The sequence below is a fragment of the Geotalea toluenoxydans JCM 15764 genome (assembly GCF_001311985.1).
In the GTDB taxonomy this organism is placed as follows: Bacteria; Desulfobacterota; Desulfuromonadia; order Geobacterales; family Geobacteraceae; genus Geotalea; species Geotalea toluenoxydans.
In genome coordinates, this window is record NZ_BBCJ01000006.1 from 132,964 (window position 1) to 159,786 (window position 26,823).

A 26,823-nucleotide genomic window follows, 5' to 3' on the forward strand; every position below is an offset into this window, starting at 1 on the left:
CACCACTTCATCGCCTTTGGAATGCTTTGTGCTGTTTCAATAATGTAGAGAGCTGGAATTACAGGGCAAAAATCATGATAAGGTGGTGATTCTATTGAGAAGCGTACTGATATGCGACGACGAGCCGGTTCTGAGGATGAGCCTAAAAAATAAGCTGAAGGATCTCGGCTTTGCCGAAATAATAGAATGCAGTGACGGAGAGGCGGCTGTTGCATCGGCCTTGAGCCGCCTGCCGGACATTGCCATTCTAGATGTTTCCATGCCGAAAATGGACGGCATCAGCGCAGCAAAGGCCATCCGCAAGAAACTTAAAGTGCCGATTCTGCTTTTGACCGCCTGCATGGACCAGCAGACAGTGGCCAAGGCAAAAGAGGCGGGTGTGGCCGCATTCCTGACCAAGCCGTTCCGCGATCAGGACCTGTGGCCTGCATTGGAGCTGGCCTTTGCCCACGCCCACGAAATGGACGAACTCAGGGAACAGGTGGAAGATCTGAAGGAAACCATCGAAAGCAGAAAGGTCATCGAAAGAGCAAAGGGGGTGCTCATGCGCAGCCAGGGTCTGACAGAACCGGAGGCTTTTCGCAAAATGCAGAAACTGGCCATGGACAAGCGAAAGTCGTTGCGCCAGATAGCCGATGCTATCCTGTTGACCGAATCTTAAATTGTCACAATCCTTGACATAGCCCACCGCTTTGCATATATTTGTAGCAGTAAAGGGGAGTAGCAATCGGCCGGAGAAATGGCCGACCCTCAGTTCGTCAGGACGGCCGGAAGGCCCGGACCCGGGGCAACGACTTTATGTCAACGCATGCAAGACCTTTATCCAACGCGATATCAACACGTCTGGGTAAAGGTCTTTTATGTTTGCCCGGACGAAACTCAATGGAGGTTAAAAATGAACCGACTGAAAACTACCCTGCTCCTGACCTGCCTCACCCTGCTGATGGTTGCCATGGGCAGCGCCATTGGCGGCAGAAGCGGCATGGTCTTCGCCTTTTTCATGGCCTGCGCCATGAACGCCTTCTCCTACTGGTTTTCCGATAAGATCGTTCTCCGCATGTACGGTGCCCAAGAGATAACCGAGATGGAAAACCCGGCCTTTTACGGCATGGTCCGCAGGCTGGCCATTCAAGCAGGCCTTCCCATGCCTAAAGTTTACATCATCCCGTCGGAGAGCCCCAATGCCTTCGCCACCGGGCGAAACCCGGAGCATGCGGCAGTGGCTGCCACGGAAGGAATCCTGCGCATCCTTACCCCAGAGGAGCTGGAAGGGGTGATGGCCCATGAGCTGTCCCACGTGAAGAACCGCGACATTCTCATCTCCACCATTGCCGCCACCATCGCCGGCGCTATCTCCATGCTCGGCAACATGCTCCAGTGGGCGGCAATCTTCGGCGGCGGCAGACATAACGACGAAGAAGGAGGGGGAAGTGCAATAGGCGGATTGGCCATGGCCATCGTCGCCCCCATAGCGGCAATGCTGATCCAGATGGCAGTTTCCCGTTCCCGTGAATACATGGCAGATGATTCGGGGGCAAAAATCTGCGGCAACCCCTTATCCCTGGCAAGTGCCCTGCGCAAGCTGCAGAACGCATCACAGATGCTTCCCATGCACGAAGCCCGTCCGGCAACAGCCCATCTATTCATCGTCAACCCGCTGACAGGCGGCGCACTGCTCAATCTTTTCTCCACTCACCCCCCCATGGAAGAGCGGATCGCTAAACTTGAGGCGATGGCCTACCGCTCCCGGTAATCCAACGATGGAGGAGAGCCTGAATTTTCAGGCTCTCCTCGTTTTTTCCTGTTTGAATCAAATAAATATGCTGTCAGGAGTTCTTTGTGTCAAATCAGACAATCATGTGGGTGGCTTTTGCCACTGTAATGACCGTAATGTTCGTTATCGACCTGGGAGTTTTCAGCCGCAAAACCCATGAGGTCAAATTCCGCGAGGCCCTCACCTGGACCATTGTCTGGGTTTCCCTGGCCATGATTTTCAACGCCGGCATCTATTATTTCATGGGGCCGGACAAGGCGCTGGAGTTCCTGACCGGCTACGTTATAGAAGAATCGTTATCGGTGGACAACCTCTTCGTCTTCATCATGATCTTTTCCTATTTCCATGTGGCGAAACACCACCAGCCGAAGATCCTCAAATGGGGCATACTGGGTGCGCTGGTCATGAGAGGGATCTTCATCCTCCTCGGTATCGCTGATCGAGCGGTTCCACTGGATGATCTATGTCTTCGGCGGATTGCTGATAGTCACCGGCATAAAAATGGCCTTCGGCGGAGACGATCATATCGAGCCGGAGAAAAACCTGCTGGTGCGCCTGGTGAGGAAATTTGTTCCGGTCACCAAGCGGGTATCCGGCGACCGCTTTTTCATCAGAAAGTGCGGCAAGATTGCCGCCACACCTCTTTTCCTCACCCTGCTGGTGGTGGAATCCAGCGACGTGATCTTTGCCGTCGATTCAATTCCCGCCGTTCTCGCGGTCACCCACGACCCGTTCATCGTCTACACATCCAACGTCTTCGCCATAATGGGGCTTCGGTCACTCTACTACCTGCTGGCCCACGTCATGGACATGTTCGTTTACCTGAAACTGGGGGTCTCGTTCATCCTCTGCTTTGTCGGCGCAAAGATGCTGCTCGGCGATGTATTCGAAATGCCCATCTATTTTTCCCTGGGCGTCATCGTCGGCTCACTGACCATTGCCATACTCATCTCGGTAATGGTCGGCAACAAACGGAAAAGCAGACATGCCTGAATGAGAGAGGGGCGCCCAAAAGCGCCCCTCTCTCATTTCGTCACACCAATCACCAATCACCAATCACTAATCACCGTTCTTCCCGACAATCCGCACCTTGACTATGGAGGTCTTTTTCACCTCTTCACAAACCAGGGTGTAATCATGCCATTCCACCGTTCCCCCTTCTCCGGAAACCTTCCCAACTGGTCCAGGATCAGGCCGGCCAGGGTGTCATAGGGGATATCCTCCGGCAATTTGATGCCAAGCAGGTCTTCCACATCATTGATGGAAATGAGGGCATCAACATGAGGCTGCCGTCAGGCAGTCTCTGCACCCGTCCCGGTCCGATGTCATGCTCGTCCTCTATTTCTCCCACCAGTTCCTCCAGCAGGTCTTCCGTGGTCACCAGACCGTTTAAGCCTCCATATTCATCCACAACCAGGGCCATGTGGGTCCTCTTCCGCTGCATCTCCTTCAACAGGTCATTGACACGCTTTCCCTCCGGGACATAAAAGGGAGGCCGGATAATGGTGTTGATATCAAAATCAGGCTCGGTGACGATTCGCCCCAGGAGATCCTTCAGGTGGACCACGCCGGCAATGTTCTCCACGCTGCCATGGAATACCGGATAGCGTGTATATTCGTTTTCCAGGACAAAATCCAGCATTTCTTTGCGGGAAAGGTCCAGGTCGAGGGCAGCCATCCTGGTGCGTGGAACCATTACTTCGCGGACACTGGTGTGGGTGAAGTCGAAGATATTGCGGATATATTCCGATTCGGCGGCACTGAAAACCCCGGTTTCATGGCCTTCGGCAACAATATGCTGCACTTCTTCCCTGGTAATGAAGGCCCGCCCCTCCCCCTTTATGCGCATTAAAGAAAGGACTGCCTTGCTTGAAACGGTCAGAAATGAAACGGCGAGGGTGCTGACCCTTGCCAGAAGGTTCAACGGCTTGGCTATATATAAGGCCATGGTGTCGGCATATTGAAGGCCGATGGTCTTCGGTACCAGTTCCCCGATAATCAGACTCAGGTAGGAGACAATGATGACGACGATGGACACAGCCAGGGGCTCGGCCGCATCACTGACCAGTTCGTAGGGGACCTGCTGCAAAAGTGGCTTCAGGTGCTCCGCAGCGATTATCCCCCCACTGCCGAGGCAGTCGAACCTACCACCGTCACCCCAATCTGGACAATGGCGAGCAGACGGTGGGGATCCTTCTGCAAAGCTTCAATTATCATCGCCCTTTCGTCGCCGGCAGCCACAAGCTGAGCTACCCTGCTTTTTCTTATCGAGATAATGGCAAACTCGGAACAGGCAAAAAAACCATTGATGACAATGAGGATTGCAATTACAACAAGTTCCACTGAAACGGTTTCCAAAAAATCCTCCCGTTAAAAAAATTTTCTCATTTTCCATTCAACAACCGGCTTTGTCAACTGTTGATATTGCCGAAGCACCACCAAGTGTGAGTCTGGGCATCAAAACAAAAAGAGGGGCAATGCCCCCCTTTGAAGAAACAAACTGTAGTTTTTTTCAGTTCTTCACAACATATTTAATTGTCGATTCGGTCGCATCCATCACCTCGATCATGACATTTTTCACGTTGATCATATTCGCCGATGTCATCTCGTAAGTCAGGACCTGGGAAAGCGCCGGGGTTTTCATCGTCCCGTTGAACTCCTGATAGGTGAGGCTAATGACGGAATCTGTTCTGCCGCTGTAGACAAGGCGCGCCTTGTAGCTGTCTTCCAGAGGAACATCCGTGTAAACAAAAAGCCCGTGGAGATGATTTACCTGCCCGGACTCCCGATCGGTATCGGTGTAATACAAGCCGGCAAACTCCCCCCAGGGCTTGATGATAAACAGGGGCAGCTTGGTCGCCAGTGGAATCCCGGTGCTGGTGGTAACATCCTTTTCGGAAATATCAGGACAGAGACAAAGGTAATCGCCGCTGGACAATTTTCCGTTGCACACCCAGACAGTCCCTTTTTTAACCGGTGGAAAGACCAGATTGTCCATTTCGGGCAGGTAGTAGTTAGCCGAAGCAACAAAACCGGGTAAAGCCCTGATATAGCCTATTTCATACATGGTCCCACCCAGCACCGCCGTTTTCACCACGCCAGGCTCAAGGGTATCCAGCTTTTTCAAGGTAGGATGCAAGGAGCTGGTGCAGCCAAACAGGAAGGATGCCATAACTGCAAAAATCGTCAGTCTCATGTTCGGTATCTCCGATCCTTTTTTCTGTCACAGCGTTTGTCCTCCTGCAAAAGTTCTGCCTAAATGAAGCACCTGTAATGTTCAGGCAAACCGGCAGCATCCGAAGCATGTTTCGGTCGCGATAACGAATATGGATAGGGAAATTTCCTGAAATAAACTTTGTGTTGACTAGCAAGACCCGATGCTTTATCTATACAGAAAACAAAGGGGAAGCACGACCGTCGCTGGTGGGCGGCCCGGTCTTCAAAACCGGTGAGGGGGATGAGAAATCTCCCTGGTGGGTTCGATTCCCATGTGCTTCCGCCAGACCCTAACCTACTGTTTTGATTGACTGTCCCTTGAAACATAACTTGGCAGTTTCTGCAACTTATATTTCCTCTACCAGAAACACCTCTTTCAAAGAAAGCCGGTGCAGTAGCTGGCTCCTCACTTTAACCCATCATAGCCTTTGTGGAAGGGCGCAAAAAGAATCCATCCAGTGAAATTTCCAGGGGATTTGCCTTTCATGGTAAAAATAACGGCAGAATAACGGCAAAGCTGTGATAAAATAACGGCAAAACTTTTGCCGTTAAAAGAAGATCATCATGACCAAAACTCCTGCCTGGCATCCACGCTATACCATAACCACGGCCATTGCCAGCCGCCTGATGAACATTGAGGCGGTGCGGGTGGCGGTGGAGCATACGCCGTTGGCTCCGGCGGCAGAGGAGGAATTGCGCCGTCAGGTACGCCTCCGTTCCACCCACTATTCAACCCGAATCGAGGGGAACCGCTTGACGTTGGCGGAAACTGCGGAAGCCATCGAGCAGCAGCGCGCTCGTTTCCTGGGGCGCGAGCGGGATGCGGGCGAGGTTCGCAACTACTGGAATGCCCTGCTGCGAGTCGAAGAGTGGGTGGCGAAGGACGTTCCCTTGACCGAGGAATTGATACGGCGTCTCCATGCCCTGGTCGAACAAGGAAAACGTGCCAAGCCAACCCCTTACCGTGATGGACAGAACGTGATCCGTGATGCCGCATCGGGAAGCATTGTCTACCTTCCTCCGGAGGCTTCTGATGTGCCGCAACTGATGGCACAGCTCGTCCGCTGGATCAAACTATCCGTGGCAGAGGGTATGCCGGTGCCGCTCATTGCCGGCTTGGCCCACTACCAGTTCGTGACCATTCACCCCTATTATGACGGCAACGGTCGCACGGCACGTCTGCTGGCAGCATTCCTGCTCCATAGCGGCGGTTACGGGCTTCATGGCTTCTACTCGCTGGAGGAGGAGCACGCTCGCGACCTGGCCGCTTACTACATTGCTTTATCCACCCATCCGCACCACAACTACTACGAAGCAGGGCCGAAACTGATTTGACACCATGGCTGGAGTATTTCACCATGACGCTGGCCGGGGTCTTTGCTGCGGCGCTTGATATGGCCGCTCGCTATGCCGCCGAAGGAGTGATTGTGGAACCGGATGCGATACGCGCTCTCGATCCCCGCGCCCGAGCAGTGCTAACCCTCTTTGTCCGGACCGAACGGATTACGACCGCCAATCTGGTGACATGCCTGGGGCTCTCCGAACGGACCTGCCGGACGCTCTGCACGGAATGGGTACGCCAGGGCTTCCTTGAGGCGACGAGCAGCGCCAGAAAAAATCGCGGCTACACTTTATCGGCAAAATATCGGCAGTTTGTTCGTAATTTATCGGCAATGGAAGACCGCTCGTAACCAGTTCATAACTGTCGTTGGAGCTATACTCCAACGCCGGTTATCTCGCCAAAAATGAATCAGCTCAGTTCGGCAGAAAAGTGCGCAAGGGAGTTTTGGGGCCGGGCCGCCGGCGACAACAGGATTTCATCCACGTTCCGCGCCGTGTGTGCTGAAAATCTCAAGAAAGTAGAAAGAGCGAGCAAAGGTCCTCGCCTGGTTTAACAGCAATAAACGCCTGAGGTCGCCCCCGGAGTTCTCAGCCATGGTCGTCCACCAGCTGATAAACGGCTGCCAGTGCCCGGTGACGGTAATAATGACAAATGCGTCTGAAGCCGTAGGGATTGACCAGCCTGTCCAACTCATCATGGGAATAGGTTTTGATGCAGCTGTTGCATTTCATGTAATGGGTACAGCCGCTGCCGCAAGGTACCAGGTTCTGACGGCAGCGCACCTCAACCAGCAGATAGCCGTCCCGGCGCAGGTTTCTCACCGTGTTTCTCAGATAAAGCTGTTTCTCCAGACCATCAGGAATAATATTAAAGACAAAATTCGAGATGACCAGATCCACATTGAGCCTTGTCTGTTCCAGTTCGGTAGCTTCTATCAGTCCGGCAAGACGACTGGCAGCAGGTTCTTCCTTCATCCGGCCTATCTGCTCCGGCAAGTCGGCGGCGAAAACGTTAAATCCTTTACCGGAAAGGAAGAGAGAATTGCGAAGCTTGCCGGCACCATAATCAAGGACGCGCCTTGCATTCCGCTGCTGAAAGAACCTGTAATAGCGCATGATGCTGGTCGCTGCGTTCATATTGCCTCCCACATTCAAGCTAAATACAACCTAAATCCATATAAGCATTTACCATAAAAATGATCAACAAAATTTTTACATACACTACTTTTTTTATAGAGTTTTCTCCACCCCCTGTAACGAAAAAAGCTTAGGTCGCACCCTGCACATTAATCCTAACCAATATGGCGTCACCTGCAATAATCCCATTTCTGAATGCCTTGACTTTCACCGGACGCCATGCATAATGTCGGCAACATTAATACCCCTGGTGGTAGACGATAATACTCAACCATCCGCGAGGATGGGGCGGAAAGCCTAAAGGGTCTCTCTGAGACAGCCGGGTTGCCGAAATGTCATCGATATTTCTGCCCCGGCTTTTCTTTTTCCGAAAGGCCGGGAACAAGGGGAAATTCGCTGCTAGGAGGTTGTCATGCTTAAGAAGGTAAGAAGTTTGTGGGGATTGACATTGGCGGTTTTGCTGGCACTGGCGGTTTCGCAGTTGCCGGGTTGTGGCGGTGGCGGCAGTTCCACCCCCACCGGCACACTCAAGGTCGGGCTGACCGATGCCCAGAGTGATGCCTTTGCCAACGTGTTCATCACCATCAAGGAAGTCCGCGTCGTACCGGCAGGCCTGGAAAATGCCAAGGACGACGATGCCCGACTCCCCGTCGTCGCCACATTCACAACACCCAGGAAGATCGACATCCTGACGCTGCGCTTTGTACAGGAAGCTCTGGGCGAGGTCGTTCTGCCGGCCGGGAAGTATAACCAGATCCGGCTTGTCCTGGCACCCAATGAAGCAGAACACCGCCAACTACGTCGTGCTGAAAACGGGTCAGACCATCCCTCTGGATACCCCCAGCGGGCAGCAGTCGGGGCTGAAGATTGTCGGGAAAGTCGATGTCAAGGCGGGAGTCATCAACGCCATCGTCATCGATTTTGACCCCAATACCGCCATTGTCATCACCGGTAGCAACCAGAACAATCAGAAGTATATCCTCAAACCGACCGGCATCCGCATCGTTCAGTCCGGAGATGTTTATAACAGCTTCGGTTCCCTGACCGGCCACGTCTCGACCCTGGGCAACTGGTCAACGGCTACCGTCTCCGTCGTCCCCCAGGCAAGCAGCACCGCCATCGCCGCCGGCAGCATTTTCGCCAACGCCACAAGCGGCGGTCCCCGGGTTCCGTTCAGCTCCTTCGTCCCCAGCGGAACCTATCGTGTCCATGTTGACGCGAGCGGTTTCCTTCCCTATTCATCCCCTCTGCAAACGGTCACGACAGGTAATCCGACTGCCGTGGGCATCATCCAGCTTCTGAAGTAGCGATACTCTTCCCCAGGGCACCGAGCAACGGTGCCCCTGCCCCCCTTAGACTGCCGTTTCTCCCATCGGTTATGGGTAAATAGTTGTTTCCTTGTCACATCCTGCTATGCTATTTTCTCATTATAGCGACCACCACCGGAACAAGCGCATGTGAAAATCTGGTATGAGAATTGAGACAATCGACAGGTTTAAAAGGGTTATCCTCGACCCGGGCGAATTTCACGCCGCAGCCGACGCCACCGTTATATCGACCCTGCTCGGTTCATGCGTTTCCGCATGCCTCTATGATCCGATCGGCAAGGTCATTGGCATGAACCACTTCCTGCTCAGCAACCGGCGATATTCCAGGGATCTTCCTCTCTATGTCTCAGAAGCCGGTCGTTACGGCATTCATGCCATGGAACTCCTGATCAACGAGATGCTGAAAAGGGGGGCGCAGAAGCGCTTTCTCAAGGCAAAGGTATTCGGCGGGGCCAATATCATGGTCAGTAGGGAATCATTAGGCAATTTCGCCTGTGTCAGCGAAGTAAACTGCAGGTTCATCCGGGAGTTTCTCAAAAACGAGAATATCGATATTGTCGCCGAAGACCTTGGCAAAGACCATGGCCGCGTTATCCACTTTTCCAACGGAGATTTTGCCGTTTATGTGCGAAAGATTGGCCAGAACAGAAGCCAAAGCCTCCTCATAAGAGACCGGGACTGCTGGCAGAAAGCCATCGAAATGCAGGAAAAGACTCTGCCGGCCATCGACATCTGGTAACAGGAAAGGTATGTATGATTGAAAATATAGGTGCTGATATTTACAGATCATGGACCGATGAAAAGCGGCGGGAAGAGATCGGCAAGCTCATCGAAGGATACCGGAACGGACTCCCCTTGCCGATCCTTTGCACCATGCAACTGCCATAGCCGGCAATGAAGCCGGTGCACGGAGACATATCATCAAGCTGATGCCCCTCAGGGAGCGCAAAGCGCTGATAACAAAGGAAGCCGGCACCGACACCGATCTCCATTCACGCCTGAGCGGTTTTTTCATCTGACTTGTCAGGGACCTTTGAATAATGCGATCAGGCAGCCGAGATGCAGGGCTTAAAGGAGCGAGGGGTTGGAAAGTACCGATGTACGCCTGGGTTCCTGTCGTCAGCCGAACATGTATACCAGTTTCCCCTTGTCATAGAGCTGTATCGGCCCATCTTCCGAGACCTTGATCACCTTCCCCAACAGCGACGCAGCGCTTGCCGCAGTTGTTCTCCCCCCGCCGGTTATGAGGTCAGGGGTCAGGGATGTGTCTATTATCAGCCGTATCCAGCAATTCACCCTTTTCGTTGAATACCGTCAGGCCATCAGAGGAAAGAATCCTCACCAACTGTCCGGAATTCTTCAGATCACTCACCTTCAGATCCTTCACCTGGTCGATGAGCATGCTGCTCAGCGAATCATGCCCCCCGACCGAGCCTTCTTCAGGGAATCCAGAACTCGCTTTTCTTGCTCGCAGATAAGAACAATGGTACCGTGACGGATCTTGGACAGTGAGTACAGGGTCATGATCAACAGCTCCTGTTCCCGTTCGTCCATGCTCCCATCGAGAAAATACTTGTAGATGTCCGGATCGAACAGGCTCCAGTTTCCCCTGCGCCAGACAAAGAGCTTGTCGGGACAGGTCATTACCTCCAGCTCGGAACTGAAGTTGATATCCACGGCAAAAGCCCCTTTCCCTGCCCTGTTCAAAAGACCGAACGTGTTGGCATGGTACAGGCGCTCCACGGCATCGCAGTGTCCATAACTGTCGAACTTGATCATGCCGGTAACACGCATGTTGATGTTGCTGGTAAAGTAGGTTCCCATGCCGTCCACCAGCCGGTATGTCAGGGGAGAGGCGAAGAATTCCGGGGAAATACTCAGGTTCGGTTTAAAAACATTCCAGGAAAATTCGGGACCGCTGCAGGCATCGCGGAAGGCATGCAGCTGTTTCCGGTAGATGATAAAGCCGGTAGTGGCCGGTACCCCCTCGTTGCGATGATAGGACAGGTTCTTCAGCAGCTGGATGAGCCTCTGGATGGACCAGAAAGCCCGATGGTGCTCACGGCGCAGATACCGGGCAATGGCTATATCCATCAGGGAAGAAAGCAGGGCTGTCCGGTAATGGGCTTCATGGCCGTTTTTCTTGAAGCCGTTGAACAGCACCTGGAAGGCAGAGGCGAGCTCCTCGCCGAATTTTATCTCAGTATCGGTGAAGGGAATATCGCTCCGCTTGAAGTGAAAGGCGAAATCACCCGCCTCTGTCCTTATTTTCCTGGCAAAGGCAAACCTGCCGTTTCGCTCGGCTTTTGAAACATCATCGTACTTTACAACCAGGGCGGCGGCCCCACCGTAAAAGGCCTCGATGCCGGTCCTTATTGTCTCGAATACCTTCTGAGGCATTCCTCCCCCGATCCAGCCACATTGCTCCCAACCTGTCTTGCACCGAATAGATTCATGGGTATAATTAAATACACTTCATTTAGGAGGTTACCACATGCAGCCATTCCATGCAAAATTCCCGGTGCTCCTGTTGTTGATGATGTTTATTACTTCATGTGCAGCAACCCGTATGGTCGACTCATGGCATGCGCCGAATCAGGGCAAGAAGTATCAGAAGCTGCTGGTCTCACGGGTTACCAAAAACCACAGTAACCAGAAAATATATGAAGACGTCCTTAGTGCAGAACTCAAACAGAGAGGTGTCGAAGCGGTGCCTGCCCACATGTATCTGAAGAACGGAGATACTCTGCCAAAAGGCAGGCGCTGGAAAAAGCGGTGCAGGAATCGGGAGCCGAAGGGATTCTCTGCATGCAGACCACCAACATGGAAAAAAGGACCAATGTCCAGCCCGGCTATATGGATAATTATCCAGGCTACTGGTATCCCTCAGCATTTCCATACTGGGACATGTACGGCTATTACGGAGGCGCATCGACCTTTTATGAGCCCCCCGTGGTCACCACCTATAACGTTGCCACCATACAGGTGCATCTCTTCGATACAAGCAGCAGCAAACTGGTCTGGGCAGCTACTTTTGAGAGTTCGGAACCGGCCAATGCCGTAAGTGTGAGCAAGGATCTGGCTGATGAGATTACAGACTCCCTCTCCAGGGAGGGTTTGATATGATTTTTTTGTTGCATTTAAAAATTAAATAAATATAATTAGCCCTCTTTTGACAACCTTGAAATATTTGTTAGAGTTTTTTCAATATCCGGCAAAACTCCGGATAAAATCACATCAACCAGGAGATAAAAAGTAATGGAAAAAGGCACGGTAAAATGGTTTAACGACAGCAAGGGGTTCGGTTTTCTTGAGCAGGAGAACGGTGAAGATGTGTTCGTCCATTTTTCTGCCATAACGGGTGACGGATTCAAATCCCTTACCGAAGGCGATAAGGTGACCTTTGACGTAACCAGGGGACCCAAGGGCCTCCAGGCGGCAAATGTGACCAGAACGTAGTTCTCGAACAAATGGATGCTTAATAAGCCTTGGTGAAAACCGGGGCTTTTTTTTACCTCAGATACCTGCCATTGCATGCTGTCTGCCAATTGCCTCCGCTGCTTCCCTCTAATTTTCACCTTGCATCCCTGCCACTCCCATGGTTTATTTTCTAATTAAGGATATACTCTCAGGGGGTATGGAGCGCCAGCTCGTGGCGCCAGGGAGGCGACAGCAATGAAGAGTCCAATCACCGGGAAAAAAGGCGAAAACGCAAACGTTCACTGGCTCAAAGAGCAGATGAACCCTTACTTTTTCATCTCCATGAAGGATGAACCGGAGCACTCGCCCTGCTGGAGAAGGGACTGGGGACACTGCGGGAAAACCGCAGACTGATCCTTGCCGACCGGGACAAGACCTTCATCATGGCCATGGTCAATGCTCCCGGAACCCTGTATGATTCACTCCGCCGGTTTCAGGAGCGGGATATTTCCTATGCCATGTTTACCCATTCCCAAGGATTGATGCCGGGCATGGAACAGGCACTGGAAATCCAGCGTTTCGAGTTCGACCGCAAAAGTAATGAAGAGATAGTTGGCGGCAGGAACGTGGAAGTACCGTCTCCAATCAGAAGAAAGATCGTCAGCGAGCTGAAGAGCCGGTTTCCCGCCTTTGATTTGAAAGACCTGGACCGGCTACTCCGCATCCTCTGGCTGAATAATGAGAACTATGTCAGGATATCGCCGCCGATCAGGGTTGCCCGGATTCTGCAGCTGCTCCAAAGGGGTAATCAGCAGGGGGGGCTTTATCTGGGGTTGGAACAACTGCCGGGCGGCAGGGAGTCCAGAATCCTGTTTGCTGTCGGCAATCCCCCGCAAAAGGATTTTCTCTTTCAGGTCATGGAGGTCTTCAACCGGCTGTCGCTGGCCGTCAACCGTGCCTATTGCCTGACCGTCTCCAACGGCGTCCACCCATATTTCCTCGGCACGTTCTATGTGCTGCACCGGGACGGAGAACCGCTGGCAAAAGAGGATCAGGTTTTCACCCGTCTGCAGCAGGAGCTCTACAATACCCAGATTTTATCCACGAAATCCCTGCTGTACCGTGATCTGGTCATGAACAGCCTGATGAACGGCGAAGATGCTTCCCTGATCAGCGCCTTCATGGCCTTCTGTCATACCAGTCTGTCCCACAACAATCCTGATAGATTCGATGAATCGGAAGTGAAAAGTGCCTTCCACTCACATCCGGAAATGGCCCTGCAATTGGTCCGTCTTTTCCGGACACGCTTCGATCCAACCGGTACTACTGAAGCCACTTATGCAACGATGCTCGCCGAAACCAAACGGGAGGTGGACGAGTACAACACCGGGCATAAACATTTTGACGAACTTCGCCGGACGATCTTCCGCTCTTGCCTGGTCTTCATCACCCATACTTTAAAGACAAATTTTTTCGTCCTTGAGAAACAAGCCCTGGCTTTTCGCCTGGACCCTGCCTACCTGGCCGCACTTGGCCCCGAATTCACCGCCGACCTGCCCCAGGCAATACCTTTTCGCATTACCTTTTTCTTCAGTCGCTTCGGTTTTGGCTATCACATAGGTTTTTCCGACATCGCCCGGGGAGGCTGGCGCACGATCATCGCCCGCAACGATGATGATTTTCGTGCAGCAGTCAGCACCCTCTTTCGGGAAAACTTCGTTCTCGCCCATACACAGCACCTGAAAAACAAGGATATTTACGAGGGGGGCTCCAAACTGGTGATGGTGCTGAATGTTTCCGATCTCAGTCCGCGGGAGCGGGAAATGGAGACCTGGCGCCTCTACAAGCTGCAATACGGCATCATCAACGCCTTCCTGGATATTTTCATAACCGACGGCGGTATTGCCAGCGATCCTCGGGTCAAGGATTATTATCGGGAAGACGAGCCCATTGAAATAGGGCCCGATGAAAATATGCACGACTCCATGATCGAAACCATCGCCAGACTTTCCGCCCAAAGGGGCTACATGCTCGGCATCGGCATCATCTCCAGCAAGAAAGTGGGCATCAACCACAAAGAGTATGGCGTAACCTCCACAGGCGTGGTGCGGTTCGCCGAGATCACCATGGAGGATCTGGGCATAAAAATGGGTCGGGATCCTTTCAGCGTCAAGTTCACCGGCGGGCCTAACGGCGATGTGGCCGGCAACGCCATGCGCATCATGCTCGACCGCTGTCCCCGGATGTCCATCCGCCTCATCCTCGACGGCACGGCTGCCCTCTTTGATCCTTCAGGGGCAGACCGGAACGAGCTCTCGCGGATAGTGCTGAAAAACGATCTGGATGCCTTTGATCCGGCGGCTTTGCACCAGGGGGGATTCATGCTCTTTCGCACCGGCAGCCGCAAGGACGGGTTAAAGGAGCTCTACCGCAAGGTCAGGAAAACCGAAACCGGTCTGGCAGAGGAGTGGATCTCCAATGATGAGTTTCATAGGGAGTTCGACAGCCTGCCTTTCACGGTGGAAGCCGATTTGTTCATACCCGCAGGGGGACGCCCCGAGACCATCGACCGGGACAACTGGCAGCAGTATTTCCTGGCCGACGGCAGACCATCGTCCAGGGTCGTCATCGAGGGAGCCAATTCCTTTCTCACGCCGGAAGCCCGTGTCCAGCTGCAGCAAAAGGGGGTCATCATCATGCGCGATGCCTCGGCCAACAAATGCGGCGTCATCTCCTCTTCCTACGAGATCATAGCCAATCTGCTCCTGACCGAACAGGAGTTCATGGAGCACAAGGACCGGTATGTGTCAGACGTGCTGCAGATCCTGGAGAAAAGAGCCGCCGATGAAGCAAGGATCATTCTGAAACGCCACCGGGAGGACCCGCTACTCCTCTACACGGAAATTTCCGATGCACTGAGCAGCGAGATCAATGGTCATTACACCCGCCTCTTCAGATATTTCCAGAGCCACCCGGAGCTGTGCCTGCAGCCGCTGTTCCGCAAAGCCATTCTCAATCACCTCCCCCGCATGCTCAGGGAGGAGCCCCGTTACCGGCAACGTGTCAAAAAATTGCCTCAGAAATACCTTTTTGCCATCCTGGCAGCCGAGATAGGCTCATCGCTTGTCTATGAGGGTGATCGGGACGAGGCATTCGCCGATGCCGTCAGACTGCACCTGTTGCGGACTTTAGGCCACGGATAAGCGTCTTCATATCCTGAAGGACCCTCACCTAATGAGCACGGTACAACATTTGCTCCTCCCTTTTTCTATTATGACTGAAGAGGGGGTTTCATGAAGAAGGGGTTCACCATTAAGCAGCGGGTGTTGGTTACCCTGGCCGGCATATTCTTCGCTGGAAGTCTGGTGATGGGCTTATGGAGCTACTTTAGCCAGTTACGCCAAATAGAGCAGAGTCATAGCCAACTGGCCCACGATGAGAGCCGGCTTTTCAAATCAATCATCGCCATCGACGGCGAAGGACTTGCTCGCGCCCATTCGGGCCTGGACCGGCTCGATGACATAATCGCCCCTTTTGCGGCAAAAACCGCGAGCTCCTCGTGCAAAACGCTACGGCAGTTCTCGCAGAACTGAAACAGAACAACAACATTACCCATCTTTATTTCATCGAACCTGGCGGCACGGTGTTTCTGAGAGCCACAAGCCCGAGCAGTCAGGAGACCGGTTGCAAAGGGAGACCTATCTTAAGGCGGCTGCCACCGGCAATATAGCAAGCGGCCTCGAAATGGGAAAAAATTTCTTCTCACTGCGCAGCGTCCGTCCCATTTCCCACGCAGGGAGCCCGGTCGGGTATCTGGAAGTAGCCCAGGAAATCGACCACGTTTTTGACCAGATGAAGGGGATTACCGGCAATGACGTGAGCCTTTTTCTTGTGGAAGACTTCATCAAACTGAGGAAGGCGGAGATAAACAAGAAAAAGGCAGGCAATTTCACTATTCTCGAATCGACAGCCCCTGAAAAGACACTGCAACTGGCGGCCAAGCTGGGCCAAAAGTTAAACCAGGGCCTGAAAAAAGATCTTGTGCAAACCGTCGCCCTCGGCAACAGCAGATATGTGATCGGAATCAGCTGTGCTTGACGCGTCCGGCGCCGCTGCCGGCATCCTCCTTTCCACAAAAGATGTCTCTCCGCTCTATACTTCCATTTGGAAGGGAATCCTTATCAATATACTGCTTTTCGCAGGCATCATGGCAGGAGCACTGCTGCCGCTCTATTTATCCTTGAAGAAAAGCATGAAACTGTTCACTTCCCTGCGAAATCACATCCAGCATGTGACGACAAACTGGGATCTGGCAGAGAAATTGGAAGTGGGCACATCCGACGAGGTAGGTCAGCTCGCAGTTGATATAAATAACATGACTGAAAATCTGAGCATGGTTGTCAATCGTGTCCGCCAGTCCAGCAATGAATTGGCACAGATTTCATCAACGCTGCAAGAGGTTTCCACCCAGGTTGTGGTTTCGGCAAGGCAGCAGGTGGATAATGTTCAGCAGACTTCAGCTGCAGTCATGGAAATCAGTTCATCCATGAAAAAGGTTACCGGCAGTGTCGATGGTCTTTCCTCTTCCGCCTCCCAGACCTCTTCCTCGATTACGGAAATGGTTGCCGGCATCGAAGAGACGGCTATCAACATGGACGCTCTTGCCGACATGGTGGAACAGGTAAGCGCCTCTGTTACCCAGATGACGGCAGCCATTCACCAGGTTGGCGCCAACGTAACTACCCTGTCTGACTCGGCGTCAAATACCTCCGCATCTGCCACCCAGATGGATGCCACCATCAAGCAGGTTGAGAAGACGACAAGAGAAAGCGTGTTGATAGCGGAGCAGGTACTGAATGACGCCAACCACGGGAAACAGTCGGTGGACGCCATCATCGAGGGCATTAAGGCCATCAACTCTTCAACCATGGTCACTGCAGACGCCATCAACAATCTGTCTGCCAATGTGGACAATATCGGAACCATTCTGGCGGTCATCGACGAGGTGACCGGCCAGACAAACCTGCTTGCCCTCAATGCATCGATCATTGCGGCGCAGGCGGGCGAGCACGGCAAGAGCTTTGCTGTAGTGGCCGATGAGATCAAAGAACTGGCTGACCGGACAAAGAATTCCACCAGGGAGATCGCCGACGTCATCCGCGGCATTCAGGGGGAAACGGAGCGCGCAGTCAAGGCCATCAAGGATGCGACCAGCCAGGTTGCGCAGGGAGAAAAACTTTCCCGATCCTCGGAAGAGGCTCTCATCAAGATCGTCGAGGGAGTGAAACAGAATTCACAAAGGGTCGACTTGATTGCTCGGTCCATGGATGAACAGGCGACCACCAGTCAGTATGTCAGTGCGGCCATGCATCAGATGAGTGAAATGGCAAGCCAGATTGCAACGGCCAACCGGGAGCAGGAGAAAGGTGGAGAAATAGTTCAAAAGGCCGCCTCAAGCATGGGAGACCTGGCAAGGATCGTAAAAAACGCCACCCAGGAGCAATGTCTCGTGGGGGGACAGATCACTAAGGCAACCGAGCATGTGAGCGACATGATCAGTCAGATCATGGTCGAAACACAGGAGCAGGGCAAGGGAAGTGAGCGCATCATAAATTCGGTGGGAAATATCCGCATTGCCACAGATGAAGAACTGAGTTCGGTACAGACTCTGAATGACTCCCTTGACAAGCTCGGGAGGCAGATAGGCAGATTGCAGGCAGCTGTCGAACAGTTTCAGGAAGATTAGTCAAACAGGCGCCTGATCAAAGGGCCCCTGTTTTCCCATAGTGCACGAAGTAGATCCGCTTCCCCTCTTCCATGAACTTGAGCATGTACTTGGAGAGATGGTATCCCTCCAACTCATGCCGGTAAAGGTCCGGTGCAAGACAGTTCTCGAATCCCTCCACGCCGGGAAGCATCCCCGCCACGTCAATACCGTAGTCGTCGAAATCAGTGGCAAAATAGAAATCTGCCCCAGGAGCCAGGTAGTCCCGGAGGAATTCCATGAACTGGCGGTTCACCAACCGCCGTTTACGGTGCTTCTTCTTCGGCCACGGGTCTGGACAGTTGATGTAGACAGCCGACAAGGAGCCCTTGGCGATGCGCTCGGTGATAAACTGCCGTGCCTCCTCCCGCAGTACCCGCACATTGTTCAGCCCGTGGAGATCGATGCGGCGGCAGGTCTTGTAACACCCCTTATTGTAGTAATCAATGGCGATGAAATTGGTCTCCGGCATATCCATGGCTGTTTTCACCATGAAATCGCCGATGCCGCAGCCGATTTCCAGGGCCAGCGGCCGGTCGTTGCCGAAGACAGCCGACCAGTCGGCCGGGCTGGCCAGGGTTTCGGTTTTCAGGTAGTTGGGGGATTCGATGTGGATGAAGGATTGCATTATTTGTCCTTTCATGTGGCTGGAAACTAACATAACACACGATACCTGCCTGGTGAAGGTGATTTTACTGCAGTGCCCCATTCCCGGCCCCGACCGAGGCTTTCCATTGTCATTTGCACGATGGTATGTTAATGATATCCTCTTGAAATAAGGCAATAAAAGGATAATCCACATGAAATTCACCGATTTGAATCTGCCGGAACAGGTGCTGAAGGGCATCGCCGACACCGGCTTTACCGATTGTACGCCGATTCAGGAAAAGGCCTTGCCTCCGGCCCTTTCAGGAAAAGACGTGGCTGGCCAGGCCCAGACCGGCACCGGCAAGACCGCCGCCTTTCTCATCTCCCTCTTCACCAGACTGCTGAACCAGGAAAAAGCCGGCACCGAACACCATCCACGGGCGCTGATCCTCGCCCCGACCAGGGAACTGGTGGTGCAGATCGAAAAGGATGCACAAGCCCTTGGCAAATACACGGGCTTCAACATCCAGGCCATCTATGGCGGCGTCGATTACATGAAACAGAAGAATGCCCTCAAGGAGGGGGTGGATATTGTCATCGGGACACCGGGACGGCTCATCGACTACCTGAAGCAGAAGGTCTACAGCCTCAAGAACATCGAGGCGCTGGTCATCGACGAAGCCGACCGCATGTTCGATATGGGCTTCATTGCCGACCTGCGCTTCATCCTCCGCCGTCTTCCCCCCTTTGACGCGAGGCAGAACCTGATGTTCTCGGCGACCCTCAACCAGCGAGTCATGGAGCTGGCCTACGAGTTCATGAACGTGCCGGAAAAGGTGGCCGTCACCCCTGAGCAAATGACAGCGGAGCGGGTGGAACAGGTCCTCTACCATGTGGCGAGGAAGGAGAAATTCCCGCTGCTGTTGGGACTTTTGAGGAAAAAGGGCATGGACCGGACCATGATCTTCGTCAATACCAAGCGGGAAGCGGAATACCTTTACGACCGTCTCAACGCCAACGAATTCCCGGCGCGGGTCATCTCAGGCGATGTGGAGCAGCGGAAGCGAATGCGTATCCTGGAGGACTTTAAAAACGGCAAGCTTCCCATCATGATTGCCACCGACGTTGCTCCCGGGGTCTGCACATCGATGGGGTCTCCCATGTAATCAACTATGACCTGCCCCAGGACGCGGAAGACTATGTTCACCGCATCGGCCGTACCGCCAGGGCCGGGGCCGAGGGCAAAGCTATCTCCCTGGCCGACGAAGACGGGGCCTTCCACATCGAGGACATACACGAATACATCAAGGAAAAGATCCCGGTGGAATGGGCCGAAGATGAGCTGTTTGTCCATGATTACAAGCGGACCAAACCGCGGCCTAAGTCTGAACCGAAACCTGCAGCTAAACCAAGGGGTAGAAACCACGGCAAGTCGGGGGGGAAACCTCCAGCCAAGACAGTGGAAAAACCGGTTGAAACCGCGACGGCAGAGGGAGAAGCAATAAAGAAAAAAAGGCGACGGCGTCCGAAGAGGAAGAATCCTGCCGGTGAAGGGGGACAGGCGCCAAATGCAGAAGGGTAAGCCGGCAAAGAAGTATTCCCAGGCCGGACGGCTCCATGACATCATCCGCCTGATCGAGGCCCGCCATGGCATCACCATTGAAGAACTGGCCGAAGAAGGCGGAGTCAACCGCCGCACCATCACCGGGACCTGAACGCCATCCAGGAGGCCGGCTACCCGCTGGTCTCCGACTGGGTCAACGGCTCGAAGACCTACCGCTTCCTCACCCGCTTCAAGGATGTTCCTCCCATCAACTTCACTCTCCAGGAACTGATGACCCTCTCCTTCCTCCGTTCCCAGCTTGACATTCTCAAGGGCACGTCCTTCCACGACGACATGGAGGCCATCTTTCACAAGGTCAACTCGGTTCTCCCTCCCCGCTATGCCGCCCATATGGACCGCATAGCCCGGGTATCCCTGCCGCTCTTGCAGGGGGGACGCGACTACAGCGGCGTCGCCGAACAATTGAAAGCCATCCGCGACGCTCTTCTCTACCAGTACCGGTTAATCATCACCTATGGGCCCCCCACCAAAAAATCGGCGGAAGAATACCAGGTCGATCCCTACACCCTTATCTACAACAAAGGAGGCTCTACCTGTTGGGCTATGCCCACAACCGCCGGGCAATCCGCACCTTCGCCGCTGAACGGATCAAAAAAGTCCAAGTGACGAAGGAACGCTTCGAGATGCCGGAGGAATTCCGCCCGGAGGACCAGTTCAAATCGGCATTCGGCATGGTGGAAGAAGCACCGATGGCGGTCAGCATCCGCTTTTCCCCCACCATTGCCCATACCATCAACGACCGGGTCTGGCACCCGACGCAAACGATCCGCCAAGAGCAGGATGGCAGCATCGTCCTCTCCTTTACGGCAGGAGGAAAGATGGAAATGATTGCCTGGATCCTCTCCTACGGCCGGCATGCGGAGGTTCTGGAACCGGCCGGCCTGCGGGAAGAATTGAAGGCCATCGCCATGGAAATGACCGGCATCTATGGTGTATTCCCTCCTCCCCCTGATTGCGGCCAAGGGTTGTCACGTTGACAATTGACCACCCTTGTTTTATAAAGTTACATTTTCTGGAGACCAGATGGAAAGTACACCAGCCTTAAAAAATATTCTCCTTGAGAGGATAAGGAAGGCAGGACGGCTCACCTTCGCCGATTTCATGACTGCCTGCCTCTATGAGCCGGGCCTCGGTTATTACACCTCGCCCGGGCGAAAAGTGGGCGCGGAAGGCGATTTCTACACCAGCATGAACGTGCATCTGATGTTCGGCCGCCTCATTGCCAGGGAAATCTCCAGAATGTGGGAGGTTCTCGGTAAACCGGAGAGCTTCACCATCGCCGAAGCGGGAGCAGGGGGCGGACAGCTGGCCAGGGATATCCTGGACACCATCGCCGAGACAAACCGCTCCTTCTACAACGTCCTGACCTACCGCCTGATTGAAAAAGAACCGACCTCAAAGAGGCCCAGCAGGAAAAACTTTCCCGGCATCTTGCCCGCCTCAGTTGGTCGGCGCCGGAGGATCTTGCCGCGGGCAGACTGCACTTTTCGGGCTGCGTGCTCTCCAACGAGCTGATCGATGCCATGCCGGTGCACCTGGTGGAGATGACTCCTGCCGGACTGATGGAAGTTTATGTGACGGCAATTGACGGCGAGTTCGGCGAGATGCTCGATGAGCCGTCCACGCCGGATCTGGCCGATTATCTGAAAGGAAACGGCGTGACTCTTCTTGCCGGACAGCGGGGGGAAATAAATCTTGCCGCTACGGGCTGGCTGAAGTCGGTGGCAGACACCCTGGAAAAGGGCTTTGTCATGACCATCGATTATGGCTATGAAGCAGATGAGCTTTATGCTCCCATGCGCAAGAACGGCACTTTGCTTTGCTATTATCAGCACACCACCTGCGAAGACCCGTATACCCGCGTCGGAGCCCAGGACATAACCAGCCACGTCAATTTCACCGCACTTGTCAGTGAAGGTGAGAAGCATGGACTGCGCAAGGTCTGGTTCGGCGAACAGTACCGTTTTTTGCTGGGAGCGGGGTTGATGGAGGAGATGCTCACCCTGGAAAAGAGCGGGGCGACGGAAACGGAACTTTTGAAGACTCGCCTGGCCTTGAAAAAGCTCATGCTGCCGGACGGCGGCATGGGTGACACCTTTCGCGTCCTCATCCAGGCAAAAGAAGTTGAAGATCCTCGTCTGTTGTGCATGAGAGACTGGGGAAAATTTTGACAGTGCGGCATCCGGTTGCTAGACTTTTAGTCTGAAAATCAGCTGCTGATGGCATTGGGCAGACATACAGCCGGAAGAAAGGAAACAACCTCACGTGCAAAGCGATATCAAAGCTCTGATCTTCGATCTGGACGGGACCCTCTATGTCAACAACGACCTGGGCATGGAAATATCACGTGCCGCCTGCAGATATGTCTCCGATTTGAAAAGCATCACCAACGAAGAAGCCGCTGAACTGATAAACCAGACGAGACGGGACCTTTCCCGGGCCACCGGGCTGGATTCCACCTTGAGCCACACCATTCTCGCCCTGGGCGGCGATCTGCGAACCCTTCACAACCGCTTCTCCGAGGAAATCACCCCCGGTGACTTCCTCTCCCGGGACCGTCGGGTAGGGGAAATGCTGAAGGGGCTCGCCAACAAGTTCGAGATGTATATCTACACCAACAACAACCTGCGCCTCTCAAGCAGCATCATGGAGCTGATCGGGGTAAAGGGGCTGTTCACCAGGGTCTTTACCATAGAAGATGACTGGCGGCCAAAACCTGACCCGGAAGCCCTGGAACATATCTTCAGGCAAATCGGGAGAGATCCCGGCGAGTGCCTTTTTATCGGCGACCGCTATGATGTTGACCTGCGCATTCCAGCGGGCATGGGCAGCGCCGTCTTTCTCGTCAGCAGCGTCATCGAGCTGCTTTCACTGGCCAAATTTCTGGCGAAGGACAATCTATAAGCAGCAGGAAGGTAATCGGCCGGCAGACGGTAGAAGGTAAAAGGTAAACTAATGGTAAACCGTCAGGAAAAAGATACTCTCGGCACAGTCCAGGTCCCGGCCGGGGCATATTACGGCGCCCAGACGGCCCGTGCCGTGGCCAATTTCCCCATTTCCGGCCTGAAACCCCACCCAGCTCTGCTCCGGGCAACGCTAATCATCAAGAAATGCGCGGCAAAGGCAAACATGGCCACCGGCCGTCTGGATGAAAAGATTGCCACGGCCATCATTCAGGCGGCGGACGAGGCCCTGGCCGGCGCATTTGCCGGGGATTTCGTTGTCGACCCTTTTCAGGCGGGTGCCGGCACCTCCCACAACATGAATGCCAATGAAGTTCTTGCCAACCGTGCCAATGAGCTTCTCGGTTGCCCGATCGGCAGTTACGAACAGGTCAACGCCAACGATCATGTGAACATGGCCCAGTCCACCAATGATGTGTTTCCCACTGCCATGCGCCTCGCTTCCCTGCAAATGGTAGCCCTCCTTCGCCATGAACTGGAGCAATTACGTGATGCTCTGGCTGCAAAAGGGCGAGAGTTCAACCACATTCTCAAGTCCGGGCGCACCCACCTGCAAGACGCTGTGCCGATCCGCCTCGGCCAGGAATTCGAGGCCTATGCCGTTGCCATGGATAAGAACGTGGCCGGCCTTGATCGATGCCTGCCGGACCTGAGCAAGCTGGGTCTCGGCGGGACCGCTGTGGGCACCGGTCTCAATGCGGAACCGCGATACATAGAACTGGTGGTGGAGGAAATTGCCAGGGAAACGGGCCTGCCAGTGATGAATGCCGGTAACCTGATAGAATCGACCCAGAACATGGACCCTTCGTTGTCCTCAGTTCAGCCCTCAAAGGGCTTGCCGTCAACCTGATCAGAATCGCCAACGACCTGCGCCTGCTTTCCTCAGGGCCCAGGACCGGCTTCAACGAGATCAATCTTCCTCCGCTGCAACCAGGCTCATCGATCATGCCGGGCAAGGTCAACCCGGTAATGGCCGAAGTGACCGACATGGTGGCCTTCCAGGTGATCGGCGCCGATACCACCATCACCCTGGCCGCCCAGGCAGGACAGATGGAACTGAATGTAATGATGCCGGTTATCGCCTACAACCTCCTTTTTTCCCTGGAGATCCTGAAAAACACCATCGCCAAATTCAGAGAAAACTGCATCCTGGGCATCACCGCCAACGAAAACCGCTGCGGCCGTTTTCTGGAAGAGTCGGTGGGGCTGGCAACGGTGCTTGCCCCCTATGTGGGTTATGCTGCGGCAGCGGAAGTGGCCAAGGAATCCATGAACAGCGGACAGAGCATAAAAGAGGTAATTCTTGCCCGGAACCTCCTGTCACCGGAAGAACTCGCGCAGATCCTGGATCCGTATCCACTCACCAATCCGGGAGTGCCTGGAAAGGCTTGATGAACGAGGGCAATACGTTCTATACTAATAAGCAACGCAAAATAAAAGGAGAAGACGAAATGATCGAAGATGTAAAAAAAGTGCTCGATACAATCCGCCCTAATCTGCAGGCGGATGGCGGTGATGTTGAACTGGTCGAGGTCGGTGAAGACGGCGTCGTCAAAGTTAAACTGGTGGGAGCATGCGGCCATTGCCCCATGTCCACCATGACCCTCAAAATGGGTATTGAGAGAACCCTGAAAGAAAAAGTGCCGGGAGTTAAAGAAGTAATTTCCGTCTGATTCACCTGGGCGCGGGCTTTAAACCGCGCCTTTACTTTTTTCGGGTTATATACGCAACCCGGAGACTTTTACCTCACCTGCATTGGCTGATTCCATGTCCCTAATACGGCGGAAAAGAAAATATCGCATCTTTCGCACCCCCCGCTTCTTCAACATGTTCAGAAGAAACACCGATGCCGCTGCCTCCAGAGGAAACAGGGTGGAGCTCTTCAGAAACGGGGAAGAGTTTTTTTCTGCTCTGTTTCAGGCAATTGGCCAGGCAGAAAAGGTAATCTGCCTCGAATTCTATCTCATCCGTGACGACAATACCGGCCGTGCTCTGGCAGATGCCGTTCTCCAGGCTGCAGAACGCGGGGTAAAGGTTTATCTCCTCTACGACTATATCGGCTGCTTCGACACCCCCGGTGCATATTTTCGCGGGCTGGAAAAAGGGGGAATCGTCTGCTGCCCCTTCAATCCCCCCACCTTCAGCAAGGGTATAGGCTGGTTCGATAAGCGCGATCACCGGAAAATTGTCGTCATCGATGGCAGAACAGCCTTCACCGGAGGACTGAACATCGGTGATGAATATGCCGGATGCGGCGAGGACTTCGACCGCTGGCGCGATGTGGGGATACGCCTTGAAGGTCCTGCCGTACTCGAATTGAACCGGCTTTTCCGGGAAAACTGGCACAGAGAAAGGTCGACCATCCCTGAAGGTTGTGCTGATCCTTACCTGCTGAACAGTGCCGGTGAGGACGAAGTGTTTATCGTCAATGGTGGCCCCCACCATAACCGTTCATTCATTCGCAGCGCCTTCCGCATGGCCATTGCCGGTGCTTCGGAAAGCATCGTCATTGCCAATCCCTACTTTGTCCCCGGACCACGTGTAATCCGCTCTCTGCTTCGCGCTGTCGGCCGTGGAGTACAGGTGCGCCTCATCCTCCCGGCCAAAAGCGACGTCCCCATAGTCCGCCTCGTCAGCAGAAGCTATTACGCATCGCTGTTGAAGAACGGCATCGAAATTTACGAACGTCAAGGAACCATTCTTCATGCGAAGGTAATGATCATCGACAGCTGCTGGTCGGTGATAGGCTCGGCCAATCTGGACCAGCGCAGTTTTCATCGCAATTATGAGGTCAATGTCATTGTCGACAGCCCATCGTTCGGCGCGCAGGTTTCGCAGATGCTGATGGCTGACCTGGCAAGATCAAAAAGGATTGTACTTGCCGAACATGAGCAGCGTGGCTGGTTGGTACGCATGATGGAGCGGGTCTGCGCACCGGTGAGCTGGTTTTTGTGAATTTTTTGATAAAGTTGTAAATTTTAATGTTATTATCACGGCAGTCCTGTTTATGGAGTTTCCATGTTCACTTTGAAAGAATCCGTTGACTGCATAGAAGCAGCAGAATCGGACATTACAGACATTCATAAATCGCGATCTGCCGTTGCTATCACCCCAAACGGCCTTCCCAAGCAGCTATACGACGCATTCATCTGTTCAATTAAAGAAGGTGAATCGCTGCAGGTGTATGTTGCACTCGCCACCCGCAACAGCAAAAAAGCTCTTGTCTACACTGCTGCAGGTGAGGCAGCCATCCTGGCGGGAACTGAACTGCTGCTGGAGGAAGCCCTGGAATTTTTAAAGGACATGGGCTTCGAAATGGAGCATGTTGACCTGAATTACAGTGTTGCCTTGAGGGAAGTCGTGCTGCGCGGCATCCGCGTTATCCGTCCGGTAAGCGCCGCAAGGTTGCTGCCAGAAAACAGGCAGCCACAGAAAAAACAGCAGCTATGGAAGACGAAGAAACGCGCCGTGTCGAGGAAGACTCAGCACGAAAAAAAGCTGAAGAAGCAGCAAAGGCTGCGGCCGATAAAGAGCGCAAAGCTGCTGAAGAGGCAGCAAGGATCAAGGCCGAAGAGGAGCGGAAAGCTGCCGAGGAAGCGGCAAGGATCAAGGCCGAGGAGGAACGGAAGGCTGCAGAGGAAGCGGCCAGGGTCAAGGCTGAAGAGGAG

23 protein-coding genes, 1 tRNA gene, 7 pseudogenes and 1 riboswitch are annotated in these 26,823 nt (G+C 53.7%); of the genes and pseudogenes, 25 read left to right on the top strand and 6 right to left on the bottom strand.

Annotated elements, in window-relative coordinates:
• Nucleotides 1-85 precede the first annotated feature (85 nt).
• From JCM15764_RS05400 to JCM15764_RS05410, 3 genes and pseudogenes are all read left to right on the top strand, one after another.
• Nucleotides 86-661 (top strand): ANTAR domain-containing response regulator, encoded by a 576-nt coding sequence (locus JCM15764_RS05400; protein WP_279384293.1) that lies wholly within the window; start codon nt 86-88, stop codon nt 659-661.
• A gap of 234 nt (nt 662-895) precedes the next feature.
• Entirely contained in the window at nt 896-1,753 is an 858-nt protein-coding gene (gene htpX, locus JCM15764_RS05405; RefSeq protein WP_054693404.1) for a zinc metalloprotease HtpX, read from the top strand.
• A gap of 86 nt (nt 1,754-1,839) precedes the next feature.
• Nucleotides 1,840-2,767 (top strand): annotated as a pseudogene (locus tag JCM15764_RS05410) (TerC family protein).
• A 66-nt stretch (nt 2,768-2,833) separates the two neighbouring features.
• On the opposite strand, the pseudogene JCM15764_RS05415 reads toward JCM15764_RS05410, so the two are convergent.
• Nucleotides 2,834-4,132 (bottom strand): annotated as a pseudogene (locus tag JCM15764_RS05415) (hemolysin family protein).
• 154 nt (nt 4,133-4,286) lie between these two features.
• Nucleotides 4,287-4,970 (bottom strand): hypothetical protein, encoded by a 684-nt coding sequence (locus tag JCM15764_RS05420; RefSeq protein ID WP_054693407.1) that lies wholly within the window; start codon nt 4,968-4,970, stop codon nt 4,287-4,289.
• Between the two features lie 208 nt (nt 4,971-5,178).
• Between JCM15764_RS05420 and JCM15764_RS05425 the strand changes: the two genes are divergently transcribed.
• From JCM15764_RS05425 to JCM15764_RS21975, 3 genes are all read left to right on the top strand, one after another.
• A tRNA-Sec gene (locus tag JCM15764_RS05425) sits at nt 5,179-5,276 on the top strand.
• A 278-nt stretch (nt 5,277-5,554) separates the two neighbouring features.
• A complete protein-coding gene (locus JCM15764_RS05430; protein WP_243688418.1) occupies nt 5,555-6,325 on the top strand; it encodes a Fic family protein in 771 nt (256 codons plus the stop codon).
• A 23-nt stretch (nt 6,326-6,348) separates the two neighbouring features.
• Nucleotides 6,349-6,681, top strand: a complete 333-nt coding sequence (locus JCM15764_RS21975; protein WP_243688419.1) for a hypothetical protein — start codon at nt 6,349-6,351, stop codon at nt 6,679-6,681.
• 238 nt (nt 6,682-6,919) lie between these two features.
• On the opposite strand, the gene JCM15764_RS05435 is transcribed toward JCM15764_RS21975, so the two are convergent.
• Nucleotides 6,920-7,468 (bottom strand): class I SAM-dependent methyltransferase, encoded by a 549-nt coding sequence (locus JCM15764_RS05435; protein ID WP_054693409.1) that lies wholly within the window; start codon nt 7,466-7,468, stop codon nt 6,920-6,922.
• A 255-nt stretch (nt 7,469-7,723) separates the two neighbouring features.
• Nucleotides 7,724-7,800: riboswitch (cyclic di-GMP riboswitch) on the top strand.
• Nucleotides 7,801-7,880: 80 nt separating this feature from the next.
• On the opposite strand from JCM15764_RS05435, the gene JCM15764_RS26150 reads away from it, so the two are divergent.
• From JCM15764_RS26150 to JCM15764_RS21980, 5 genes are all read left to right on the top strand, one after another.
• Nucleotides 7,881-8,393 carry a DUF4382 domain-containing protein gene (locus tag JCM15764_RS26150; RefSeq protein ID WP_279384288.1) on the top strand — a complete coding sequence of 171 codons (513 nt, stop codon included), beginning with the start codon at nt 7,881-7,883 and terminating at the stop codon, nt 8,391-8,393.
• Nucleotides 8,299-8,775, top strand: coding sequence for a DUF4382 domain-containing protein (locus JCM15764_RS26155; protein WP_279384294.1), 477 nt, complete (start codon nt 8,299-8,301; stop codon nt 8,773-8,775). Before JCM15764_RS26150 ends, JCM15764_RS26155 begins: the two co-directional genes overlap by 95 nt.
• A gap of 163 nt (nt 8,776-8,938) precedes the next feature.
• Nucleotides 8,939-9,535 carry a chemotaxis protein CheD gene (locus JCM15764_RS05445; RefSeq protein ID WP_054693412.1) on the top strand — a complete coding sequence of 199 codons (597 nt, stop codon included), beginning with the start codon at nt 8,939-8,941 and terminating at the stop codon, nt 9,533-9,535.
• Nucleotides 9,536-9,549: 14 nt separating this feature from the next.
• Nucleotides 9,550-9,684, top strand: coding sequence for a hypothetical protein (locus JCM15764_RS26160; RefSeq protein WP_279384289.1), 135 nt, complete (start codon nt 9,550-9,552; stop codon nt 9,682-9,684).
• The gene (locus JCM15764_RS21980; protein ID WP_243688420.1) at nt 9,663-9,815 is read left to right on the top strand and encodes a hypothetical protein; all 153 of its coding nucleotides are present in this window, start codon (nt 9,663-9,665) and stop codon (nt 9,813-9,815) included. The genes JCM15764_RS26160 and JCM15764_RS21980 overlap by 22 nt, the downstream gene beginning before the upstream one ends.
• Before the next feature lie 230 nt (nt 9,816-10,045).
• Here the strand turns inward: JCM15764_RS21980 and JCM15764_RS21985 are convergent, their stop codons facing one another.
• Together JCM15764_RS21985 and JCM15764_RS05455 are read right to left on the bottom strand one after the other, a co-directional pair.
• Nucleotides 10,046-10,198 (bottom strand): hypothetical protein, encoded by a 153-nt coding sequence (locus tag JCM15764_RS21985; RefSeq protein ID WP_243688421.1) that lies wholly within the window; start codon nt 10,196-10,198, stop codon nt 10,046-10,048.
• Between the two features lie 5 nt (nt 10,199-10,203).
• Nucleotides 10,204-11,196, bottom strand: coding sequence for a hypothetical protein (locus JCM15764_RS05455; protein WP_243688422.1), 993 nt, complete (start codon nt 11,194-11,196; stop codon nt 10,204-10,206).
• Between the two features lie 375 nt (nt 11,197-11,571).
• Here JCM15764_RS05455 and JCM15764_RS05460 point away from each other — a divergent pair, with 375 nt between their 5' ends.
• The 6 genes and pseudogenes from JCM15764_RS05460 (at nt 11,572) to JCM15764_RS05485 (ending at nt 17,962) form a co-directional block, all read left to right on the top strand.
• Complete coding sequence (locus tag JCM15764_RS05460) at nt 11,572-11,922, top strand: DUF4136 domain-containing protein (RefSeq protein ID WP_054693416.1); 351 nt, start codon at nt 11,572-11,574, stop codon at nt 11,920-11,922.
• Between the two features lie 132 nt (nt 11,923-12,054).
• A complete protein-coding gene (locus tag JCM15764_RS05465) occupies nt 12,055-12,255 on the top strand; it encodes a cold-shock protein (protein ID WP_054693421.1) in 201 nt (66 codons plus the stop codon).
• Between the two features lie 216 nt (nt 12,256-12,471).
• Nucleotides 12,472-15,419: pseudogene (locus JCM15764_RS05470) on the top strand (NAD-glutamate dehydrogenase domain-containing protein).
• 90 nt (nt 15,420-15,509) lie between these two features.
• The gene (locus JCM15764_RS05475; RefSeq protein ID WP_054693424.1) at nt 15,510-15,809 is read left to right on the top strand and encodes a hypothetical protein; all 300 of its coding nucleotides are present in this window, start codon (nt 15,510-15,512) and stop codon (nt 15,807-15,809) included.
• Nucleotides 15,810-15,900: 91 nt separating this feature from the next.
• Complete coding sequence (locus JCM15764_RS05480; protein ID WP_054693427.1) at nt 15,901-16,314, top strand: hypothetical protein; 414 nt, start codon at nt 15,901-15,903, stop codon at nt 16,312-16,314.
• Nucleotides 16,307-17,962, top strand: a complete 1,656-nt coding sequence (locus JCM15764_RS05485) for a HAMP domain-containing methyl-accepting chemotaxis protein (RefSeq protein WP_054693430.1) — start codon at nt 16,307-16,309, stop codon at nt 17,960-17,962. The genes JCM15764_RS05480 and JCM15764_RS05485 overlap by 8 nt, the downstream gene beginning before the upstream one ends.
• Before the next feature lie 16 nt (nt 17,963-17,978).
• Here the strand turns inward: JCM15764_RS05485 and trmB are convergent, their stop codons facing one another.
• Nucleotides 17,979-18,608, bottom strand: coding sequence for a tRNA (guanosine(46)-N7)-methyltransferase TrmB (gene trmB, locus JCM15764_RS05490; protein ID WP_054693433.1), 630 nt, complete (start codon nt 18,606-18,608; stop codon nt 17,979-17,981).
• A gap of 172 nt (nt 18,609-18,780) precedes the next feature.
• Here trmB and JCM15764_RS05495 point away from each other — a divergent pair.
• From JCM15764_RS05495 to JCM15764_RS21990, 8 genes and pseudogenes are all read left to right on the top strand, one after another.
• A pseudogene (locus tag JCM15764_RS05495) lies at nt 18,781-20,150 on the top strand (DEAD/DEAH box helicase).
• Nucleotides 20,137-21,169: pseudogene (locus tag JCM15764_RS05500) on the top strand (helix-turn-helix transcriptional regulator). Before JCM15764_RS05495 ends, JCM15764_RS05500 begins: the two co-directional pseudogenes overlap by 14 nt.
• A gap of 46 nt (nt 21,170-21,215) precedes the next feature.
• Nucleotides 21,216-22,363: pseudogene (locus JCM15764_RS05505) on the top strand (class I SAM-dependent methyltransferase).
• A 94-nt stretch (nt 22,364-22,457) separates the two neighbouring features.
• Nucleotides 22,458-23,096: an HAD family hydrolase gene (locus JCM15764_RS05510; RefSeq protein ID WP_054693436.1), complete on the top strand. Its 639-nt coding sequence runs from the start codon at nt 22,458-22,460 to the stop codon at nt 23,094-23,096.
• 51 nt (nt 23,097-23,147) lie between these two features.
• Nucleotides 23,148-24,547, top strand: a pseudogene (locus JCM15764_RS05515) (aspartate ammonia-lyase).
• Between the two features lie 59 nt (nt 24,548-24,606).
• The gene (locus tag JCM15764_RS05520) at nt 24,607-24,828 is read left to right on the top strand and encodes a NifU family protein (RefSeq protein ID WP_012646841.1); all 222 of its coding nucleotides are present in this window, start codon (nt 24,607-24,609) and stop codon (nt 24,826-24,828) included.
• Nucleotides 24,829-24,922: 94 nt separating this feature from the next.
• A complete protein-coding gene (cls, locus tag JCM15764_RS05525) occupies nt 24,923-26,110 on the top strand; it encodes a cardiolipin synthase (RefSeq protein ID WP_054693437.1) in 1,188 nt (395 codons plus the stop codon).
• Nucleotides 26,111-26,601: 491 nt separating this feature from the next.
• Nucleotides 26,602-26,823, top strand: a 222-nt coding sequence (locus JCM15764_RS21990; RefSeq protein ID WP_243688423.1) for a hypothetical protein, incomplete at its 3' end; no start/stop codon positions are given.